Source organism: Oscillibacter valericigenes (assembly GCF_021531915.1).
Taxonomy (GTDB): domain Bacteria; phylum Bacillota; class Clostridia; order Oscillospirales; family Oscillospiraceae; genus Oscillibacter; species Oscillibacter valericigenes_A.
This window is the reverse complement of the sequence record NZ_JAFBIV010000008.1, coordinates 90,785-98,867: the sequence shown is the minus strand read 5'-3', so window position 1 is coordinate 98,867 and position 8,083 is coordinate 90,785. Positions and strand designations below refer to the sequence as shown.

Annotated in this window: 9 protein-coding genes, 1 pseudogene and 1 CRISPR repeat array; of the genes and pseudogenes, 4 read left to right on the top strand and 6 right to left on the bottom strand. The window is 53.1% G+C overall.

Annotated features, from left to right (window positions below; all coding sequences use genetic code 11):
- Positions 1-912: tyrosine-type recombinase/integrase (locus JQM66_RS07465; protein WP_235229252.1), on the bottom strand; the 912-nt coding region annotated here is incomplete at its 3' end.
- Between the two features lie 328 nt (positions 913-1,240).
- Here JQM66_RS07465 and JQM66_RS12670 point away from each other — a divergent pair.
- Positions 1,241-1,633, top strand: a complete 393-nt coding sequence (locus tag JQM66_RS12670) for a hypothetical protein (RefSeq protein WP_235229256.1) — start codon at positions 1,241-1,243, stop codon at positions 1,631-1,633.
- Positions 1,531-2,523: an IS30 family transposase gene (locus tag JQM66_RS07455; RefSeq protein WP_235229255.1), complete on the top strand. Its 993-nt coding sequence runs from the start codon at positions 1,531-1,533 to the stop codon at positions 2,521-2,523. Before JQM66_RS12670 ends, JQM66_RS07455 begins: the two co-directional genes overlap by 103 nt.
- 537 nt (positions 2,524-3,060) lie before the next feature.
- Here JQM66_RS07455 and radA read toward each other — a convergent pair.
- Both radA and JQM66_RS07445 read right to left on the bottom strand, forming a co-directional pair.
- Positions 3,061-4,440: a DNA repair protein RadA gene (radA, locus tag JQM66_RS07450; RefSeq protein ID WP_235229251.1), complete on the bottom strand. Its 1,380-nt coding sequence runs from the start codon at positions 4,438-4,440 to the stop codon at positions 3,061-3,063.
- On the bottom strand, positions 4,437-5,168 hold the full coding sequence (locus tag JQM66_RS07445; RefSeq protein WP_235229250.1) for an N-acetylmuramoyl-L-alanine amidase: 732 nt from the start codon (positions 5,166-5,168) through the stop codon (positions 4,437-4,439). The genes radA and JQM66_RS07445 overlap by 4 nt, the downstream gene beginning before the upstream one ends.
- Positions 5,169-5,341: 173 nt before the next feature.
- On the opposite strand from JQM66_RS07445, the gene JQM66_RS07440 reads away from it, so the two are divergent.
- Both JQM66_RS07440 and JQM66_RS07435 read left to right on the top strand, forming a co-directional pair.
- The gene (locus JQM66_RS07440) at positions 5,342-5,848 is read left to right on the top strand and encodes a spore coat protein CotJB (protein WP_235229249.1); all 507 of its coding nucleotides are present in this window, start codon (positions 5,342-5,344) and stop codon (positions 5,846-5,848) included.
- A pseudogene (locus tag JQM66_RS07435) lies at positions 5,848-6,255 on the top strand (manganese catalase family protein); the annotation flags it as partial. The gene JQM66_RS07440 and the pseudogene JQM66_RS07435, both read left to right, overlap by 1 nt.
- Before the next feature lie 73 nt (positions 6,256-6,328).
- A CRISPR array of direct repeats spans positions 6,329-6,760; the repeat unit is 36 nt; unit sequence GTCGTAGTTCCCCTTTTTCTCTTGTAGTGGTATAAT.
- A gap of 111 nt (positions 6,761-6,871) precedes the next feature.
- Here JQM66_RS07435 and cas2 read toward each other — a convergent pair.
- From cas2 to JQM66_RS12585, 3 genes are read right to left on the bottom strand one after another with little or no spacing between them, the layout of a single operon-like run.
- Entirely contained in the window at positions 6,872-7,168 is a 297-nt protein-coding gene (cas2, locus tag JQM66_RS07430) for a CRISPR-associated endonuclease Cas2 (protein ID WP_328284071.1), read from the bottom strand.
- 16 nt (positions 7,169-7,184) lie between these two features.
- The gene (gene cas1, locus JQM66_RS07425) at positions 7,185-7,763 is read right to left on the bottom strand and encodes a type II CRISPR-associated endonuclease Cas1 (protein WP_328284120.1); all 579 of its coding nucleotides are present in this window, start codon (positions 7,761-7,763) and stop codon (positions 7,185-7,187) included.
- Positions 7,760-8,083: a CRISPR-associated endonuclease Cas1 gene (locus JQM66_RS12585; RefSeq protein WP_268824357.1), complete on the bottom strand. Its 324-nt coding sequence runs from the start codon at positions 8,081-8,083 to the stop codon at positions 7,760-7,762. The genes cas1 and JQM66_RS12585 overlap by 4 nt, the downstream gene beginning before the upstream one ends.

Genomic DNA, 8,083 nt, shown 5'->3' with positions numbered 1-8,083 from the left:
ATTCAGATGGTCGTGCCCCAGGACCTCCTGGACCGCCCGGACATCCACACCGTTCTGCAGCATCAGCGTGGCAGCGGTATGCCGCAGCTTGTGGGAAGAATATTGGGTACTGTCGATGCCAGCTTCGCCCAGGCGTTTTTTCACCATGGCGTGAACCATGGAGCGGCTGATGCGCTCGTTCCGGGAGGACAAAAACAGGGCGTTTGCGTCCCGGCCCTGGATGGGCCGCCGCACTGCCAGCCAGCGGTCCAGGGCGTCCTTGCAGGCGTCATTTAAGTAGATGATGCGGACTTTATTGCCTTTGCCCAGGACCCGCAGGGCATCGGCCTGGATATCGCTGAGATTCAGGCCCACCAACTCGGAAATTCGCAGACCGCAATTCAGGAACAGCGTCAGAATACAGTAGTCCCGCTCCTGGTTTTTTCCATCTACAGCATCTAAAAGCTGCATACTTTCGTCTAAAGTCAGGTATTTTGGTAATGTTTTCTTCAATTTCGGAGAATCAATATCTTTGACAGGATTTTCACGAAGTAGGTGCATCTTGTTGGTCAGGTAATTGTAGAACGACCGGATGGTGGCGATTTTTCGGGCCCGGGAGGCGGCGTTGAGACCGTAGTCGGAATTGGGGCTGTTCGGGTAGCGGATGCGGTCCCGGCTGAGATAGGTCATGTAGCCGTAGATGTCCGTCAGGGTCACTGATGCCACAAAATCCAGATCCACGTCCATGATGTCGATTTCATCCAAAGTCTTGTCAGAAAGCGCCGGATCACGAATCTGCTTCATGTAGCGAAAGAAATTCCGCAGGTCCAGGTAATATTCGTCGACTGTGCGCCTGGAGTGCGCTTTGACAGTTTCATGGTACGATAAGAAATCCCGCAGAATCTGCGGCGCTTCGGTACGGTAATCAGCCATAGCGGATGGGAACCACGGGAATGAGCAACGGATCAGTTGAGTCTGGCAGAATCACTGGAAACCGGCCAAAAGCGGTCCGGAAGCGGTTCTGCTGAGAATACCTGGTTTAGCTCTCCCCTAAATTGAACAAAATTATCATTTTGTTCAATTATATGTATGGTCCCAAAACCTCCTCTCGGTTTAATTGACAAAGTGAACTTCAGGTTTTAGCCTCTTTTTTTGTACCTGCCCCTGCTGTTCACCTTGTCAAAAATGTTGTTCCACTTCGTGTGCCATGGTAGGATAAAGTTGGTCACATTCTGCGGAAAGCAGGTACTTATAAGTCGCTTTGGATTATCTGAACGAACTGCTATTGAAGCTGGAATCTATCGTAGAGCGTCTTTTTCCCAAATCGCAAAAGAAATCGGAACGACTGCAAGATCTGTTTCAGAAGAAATTCGGCGCAACCGAACCTTGTCTCCCGCACCAAAGTTCAACGGTAAAGATTGTAGATTTGCTGCAGAATGTACGAGACAATGTGTTTGCGGAGATTATTTCTGTAGACGTGAGTGCGTTTTTTGCAGGAAAATCGACTGTAGAACTCTTTGTTCAGCTTATTCCCCGCTCTCCTGTAAGCGTATTGAATCGCCTCCATATGTTTGCAATGTTTGTCAGCTTCGAAGAGGCTGTGCCTGTGATCGTGCCTACTATGTTGCCACACAGGCACATGCTGTTGCTATGAGGCGATATTCAGCGTCTCGCAGCAAACCACAAACACACGGAGACGAACTGGTATCCCTGGACAAGTTGGTGGCTCCCCTAATCAAGAAAGGCCAGCCGTTGACACACATTTATGCTGCACACAGAGATCAAATCCCGGTATCAGAACGGACGCTGTATCGGTATATCGATGCAGGCATGTTAGAAGTTGGAAACCTGGATCTACGCCGGAAAGTTTCTTATCGTCAAAGAAGAAAACAGAAAAAAGCCGTCGAAACAATTACAAACAAGAAATTCCGTGAAACCAGGACATATGAAGACTTTTTAGCCTATTTAAAGAAGCATCCCGATACAAATTATGTTGAGATGGATACCGTTCTTGGAACGCAAGGAAAAGGAAAAAGAATGCTTACTATGCTGTTCGTACAACAGAGTTTGATGCTGATTTTCCTTATGCGCGATGGCAAGGCTAATTCCGTGGTGGAGCATTTCGATTGGTTGACCAGTGCGTTGGGGCTTAAAACCTTTCGCAAACTCTTTCCTGTGATTCTGACAGACAATGGCAGTGAATTCAAGTATACCCTTGAGCTGGAACATACAATAGACGGTGCCAAGCGAACCAGGATCTTTTATTGTGATCCGCAAGCATCCTGGCAGAAAGCACATATAGAAAAGAACCACGAGTATATTCGATATGTGATTCCCAAGGGAAAGAGCTTAGACCCATATACGCAGGAAGATTTTACGATTCTTGCCAACCACATTAACAACACCAAGAGGTTCCAGTACAATGGTAAGGCGCCAATTGAACTGGCGACTTCTGAGGAATTTCGTGATCTCTTCCAGGTGACAGGAATTCAACCTATCCCAGCAGATGATGTTATGCTGAAACCTCGCTTGCTTAAACCTTAAGGCTCCTTAACAAAACCTTGGTCGTGGATGGAGCCGAAGGATCTATCCGCGAGCGAGGTTGTTATATTCGTTTAACTGCATAAAACCATCATTTAAGCAGACTGTGACCGCCATACGCTGCAGTGGCGGGGTGAAGTTCACTTTGACAACGAGCGACTTCATCCGGTCTGCTTTATCATGGCCAAAATTGGAGATAGCTGCATAAAATGTAGCCATATTTGATGCATTCCGGTCACTTTATGCCCCAGAAACGCATTTTAAGGGGCTTCTGCAGAAATTCATTCTTGTGATGATAAATACACCGGAAGTTCACTTTTACATTCAAGGAAACCTCCTCTCCCTGGGTTATAAAATGCGGCACGCCGGGTCAAGCTATCCATATCAGCAACATCCGCCCAAAAATCAATCAGGAATGGATGATCGACATGAGCTTGATCCCGTGCACCAGCAAATGTGTCTATCAATCAGATGGTATCTGCACACTGGACAACGCCGCAGCAGCCGGACTTCCGTCCCTGGGCGGCGCTTGTATCCATTTCATTCCCGCGGACGCAGCGCGGCTCGGATCGCCTCACCGATATTGCGCACCGGGATCAGCTGCAGCCCCTGAGGCGCGTGGAGACTTTCCGCCCGATGGGCCGGCACCAGACAAGTCCGGAACCCCAGACGATGGACCTCGCTGATCCGCTGGGCCAGCTGGTTGACGGTCCGCAACTCCCCTGTCAGGCCCACTTCCCCAATGGCCACCAGGTCCCCTGGAATGGGCCTGTCCAGGTAACTGGAGGCCAGGGCCACCACCGCCGCCAGATCGGCGGCAGGCTCGTCCAATGTCAGTCCACCAATGATATTCAGATAGGCGTCGCAGGCGGACACCTTCAGTCCGCCCCGCTTTTCAAGCACCGCCAGTAGCATGGCTGCCCGGTTGTAATCAAAGCCGTTACTGGTCCGCCGGGGATTGCCTGCCGCGGAGGTCACCACCAGCGCCTGGATCTCCGCCAGCACAGGGCGCATGCCCTCCATGACACAGGTAACGCAGGTGCCCGGTGCGTCGTCCGGGCGGCCGGACAGCAGCATCTCCGAAGGGTTCTCCACCTCCGCCAGGCCCTCGTCCCGCATTTCGAATACGCCGATCTCATTGGTGGCACCGAAGCGGTTCTTGGCCGCCCTCAGAATGCGGTAACTGGTGTGGCGGTCACCCTCAAAGTACAGCACGCAGTCCACCATGTGCTCCAGCACCTTGGGACCGGCGATGGAGCCCTCTTTGTTGACGTGGCCGATGACGAATACTGTGATTCCTTGGCCCTTGGCCAGCTGCATGAGCGCCATGGTGCAGTCCTTCACCTGGCTGACGCTGCCCGCCGGAGATTCCAGCGCCTCGTTGTACAGCGTCTGGATGGAGTCCACGATCAGCACATCCGGCTGTTCCAGAGCCACGGATTCCATCACGTCTCCCAGGCTGGTCTCCGAGATTACCAAAAGGTCGCTGCTTTCCACACGTAAACGTTTAGCACGCAATTTCAGCTGATGTTCAGATTCCTCGCCGGATACATACAAAACCTTGTAAAATTCGCACAATTTGCTGCAGATCTGCAGCATCAGGGTGGATTTTCCGATGCCGGGAGCACCGCCCACTAGCACCAGGGAGCCTTTCACGGCTCCCCCGCCCAGCACCCGGTCCAGCTCCCCCATGCCGGTGGGAAACCGGATCTCCTCGTCTGCCCGCAGGTCCGTCACCGGGCAGGCGCGGCGGGCGGATATTCCCGCTCTGGTGGCCTTTCCCCCGCTTTTCGCGGTGGCCTTGGGCAGCTCCGGCTGCTCCACGATGGTGTTCCATGCGCCGCAGGCGGGGCACTTCCCCGCCCATTTCGGCGTCTCATTGCCGCACTCCGTGCAGTAAAACATGGTTTTTGCCTTCATGGTACTTCCTCTCCGGCCAGGCAGCGCAGGTATCCGGTGGCAATGGCTGCGGCCAGCTTCAATTGATAGGACGGCTCCTGGAGCCTGGCGGTCTCCGTGCTGTTGGACAAGAATCCACACTCCACCAGAATGGCTGGGACCGTCACATGGTTCATCAGATAAATGGTAGCGGGGATTTTTCTGGGCAGCTTCTCGTTGCCCGTGTTGATGGCAGTATTCAGGGCATCCTGCACCACACCTGCTAAGGTCTCGGCCCCCTCGCCAGTGTTCCAAAACACCTGGGCGCCGTGGGTCACTCGGGAGGACGGCAGGCTGTTCTGGTGGATACTCAGAAGCACCGCTCCCTCCGTGGCATTCACAATTTCCACGCGGTGATGGATGTCAGACACCTTGCGGGCTCGCATGGTGTCCCCTTCCGTATGGACAGAGACATCCTCCGTCCGGATCAGCAGAGTCCGCTGGCCCGCAAAGCGCAGCAGGTCGCTGAGCCGATGGGAGACAGCCAAGTTGATCTGGCTCTCCATCACGCCGTCCGGTGAGACGGCACCGCCATCCTCGCCGCCGTGGCCCGGGTCAATCACCACGGTCACCGCATCCGCACCCTGCGCCGCAAAGGCCGGAACGCAGGCAGGACGCAAGCCCGCGTAGAGGACGGCGGCCAGGCCCGTCACACAGCAGAAGACCAGCAAGCTCCCCAAAAGAAATCGTTTATGAATCAGGACGATCACAGACAACACCCCCATGGAGCCTATGTCTGACGGCTTATCCCACATACCAGATTATAACGGTTCCCCGCTGCGAAATCAAGGGCAGGCTCCTCTTCCCCACCTGCCGCATAGGATGGGTTGGGCCCGCGCCTGTTTGCCGCGGGCTACGCTCTCCAAGGAGGAATCCATTGCCTATGGAAAAGCCGATGGATAAACCGGCAGAATCGCCGATGGAAAAGCCTACCGAACGACCTAACCGGCCTGCCGCCGGCAGCTGCGGCGTCGACAAGGGCTCTCTGCCCGGTCCCTGCGCTTCGCTGGCGTTCCCCTTCGTTCCCATGCAGGAGCCCAATCCCGTCCGGTATAGCCGCATGGAGGCCCTGCAGACCGGTACCCTCTTCCCCGGTCTGGACCTGCCCTTCAAGGCGGCCATCCAGGCCAAGACAAAGATGGCCAATACGGCTCTGGCAGAGCTGATGGCCCTGGACTTTGCCGTGGACGAACTGGGGTTATATCTGACCACTCATCCTGAAGACCAAGAGGTCCTGCAGCTCTACTGGACCTATATCAAGCTGGCCAAGGAGGGCCGGGAGAAGTTCCAGAAGATGTACGGCCCCCTGCTGCAGACAGACCTGACGCCCGAGGAGGGCTACGTCTGGCTGAAGGACCCCTGGCCCTGGGAGGAAGGAGGTAACACCTGATGTTTGTCTATGAGAAAAAGCTGCAATATCCGGTGAAGATCAAGAATACCAACCCCAAGCTGGCTGCCGTGATCATCAGTCAGTATGGCGGCCCGGATGGCGAATTGGGAGCCTCCCTGCGGTATCTGAGCCAGCGGTACTCCATGCCTTACCCGGAGCTGAAGGGCTTGCTGACCGATATCGGGACGGAGGAACTGGGGCACCTGGAGATGATCGGCACTATTGTCCACCAGCTGACGCGAGACCTTTCGGAAGATCAGATTAAGACCGCGGGGTTCGATACCTACTTCGTGGACCGCACCGCAGGAGTCTACCCCACTGCAGCCTCCGGTTTCCCCTGGAGCGCCGCCAGCATGGCGGTGAAGGGGGACCTGATCGCCGACCTGACAGAGGACCTTGCTGCTGATGCTGCGATCGTATAAGGACAACATTGATTATTGCCCGGCTGGTTTCCGCGCAGACCGATATCAAGGAGTCTAAGTAAGACTTCCCTATTTTCTCTTGTAGTGGTATAATGAAAAGTGTATGCTCGTGTGGGTATATTCCGTCGTAGTTCCCCTTTTTCTCTTGTAGTGGTATAATCCTCCAACGCCTTGACCGCCATATCCAGTGGTCGTAGTTCCCCTTTTTCTCTTGTAGTGGTATAATGCCTGTTGGTTGACCTTAGACACCGCATACGTCGTAGTTCCCCTTTTTCTCTTGTAGTGGTATAATTTAAGTTCGTCCAAAGAACCCGGACAGTCGGTCGTAGTTCCCCTTTTTCTCTTGTAGTGGTATAATGGCAAACCGCAGTGTGCGGTCAGGTGCATCGTCGTAGTTCCCCTTTTTCTCTTGTAGTGGTATAATAGTGGAACGATTCCAGAAAGCCCCTTATGGGTCGTAGTTCCCCTTTTTCTCTTGTAGTGGTATAATAGGCGAAAATGGGAAACAAAAAATTGCCACTTTTTCCTTGCGCTTTATCCGGAAATACCAAGAAAACAGGAAAAAGCAGAACGATTTCCTTGCGAAATCGTTCTGCTTTTTTCAAAAAATCATGAGCTGCTCAAATTGCTGCGGCTTGTCATATGGCGTCGGCTTACCAACTAGCAATTCGATTGCGTTGTATTGCTTCTCTGTGATTACCAGCATCCGCACAGATCCCGTGGGCGGCAAAGCCAGCTGGATTCGTCTTCTGTGGGCTTCCACAGAATCACGCCCGTTACAAACCCGTGCATAAACAGAATACTGTACCATATGGTACCCGTCCTCTACAAGGAACTTACGAAATTGCGCGGCGCTTCGGCGCTGTGCTTTTGTTTTGACTGGCAGATCAAACATCACCAGTATTCTCATAAGCCTATTCATATCGGTGCAGCTCCAGCGGAATCAGGTGCGGCAATTCCAGTTTTGCATCTTCATCCACGATGGAGTTTGCTAATGCCACCGAGGCGCGACCGATGGCGGTCATAATCCTGTACCGCTTTCCCGCCTGCTGAACCATGTGATTTGTCAGATTGAACAGGCCCGCTTTTTGCTCCGCTGTCAGCACATCATCGTCCTCACAGAAATTAGTTGCCACATAGAGATCAACGACCGGGCGGAATGGTTCTATCAAGTCATCCGCAAGATTAAACTGATTCAATTCATTGCGATGATGGATGCCAATACAAGGTTCCAGCCCATGGATTACCAGATTCCGTGCGATTCCACCCCGCAGAATGGCATAACCATAATTCAGTGCAGCATTGCGGGGATCGTCAGAGCCTCTGGAAAAGCCCCGGCCAAACAATGCCGGGAAATAAATCGCAGCAGCCGCAGCCTCACGATTATCATGGTCATTGGAAAGGACACTGTGCGCCATCTGATATAATTTTTCACATTCTTCGTGGTGCATGAGTTCCAGACACTTTGCCTGGTTTTGCAGCTTCCGGATCACGATCTGCTGCCAGAGTTTTTTTGTAGAGGTTTTCCAATTTCGCACTGCGCCATCAACAGCTTTCTCTGGCGGCAATACTGGTTGATGGGTAATATCTGGCAGCTCGGCAGATGCCTGTCATCGCAAAGGAAAACTGTGATACCGTGCCCCGCCAAAGATGCAACAGCGTACGACGTCAGTGTTACCTGACGGGATTCGATGAGAATAGCGGAGATATCTTCCAGCGGTACCATGTACTTCTCCGCCTGTTCAATGACCAACTGTTCGCGCTGTACACTGACTCGTGCGGGATTTGCCAAAAAGATATTCCGATATTCCAT

Coding starts and splice junctions, on each gene's coding strand:
- JQM66_RS12585 (WP_268824357.1), bottom strand. CDS start 8,083: ATGGAATATCGGAATATCTTTTTGGCAAATCCCGCACGAGTCAGTGTA.
- radA (WP_235229251.1), bottom strand. CDS start 4,440: ATGAAGGCAAAAACCATGTTTTACTGCACGGAGTGCGGCAATGAGACG.
- JQM66_RS07440 (WP_235229249.1), top strand. CDS start 5,342: ATGGAAAAGCCGATGGATAAACCGGCAGAATCGCCGATGGAAAAGCCT.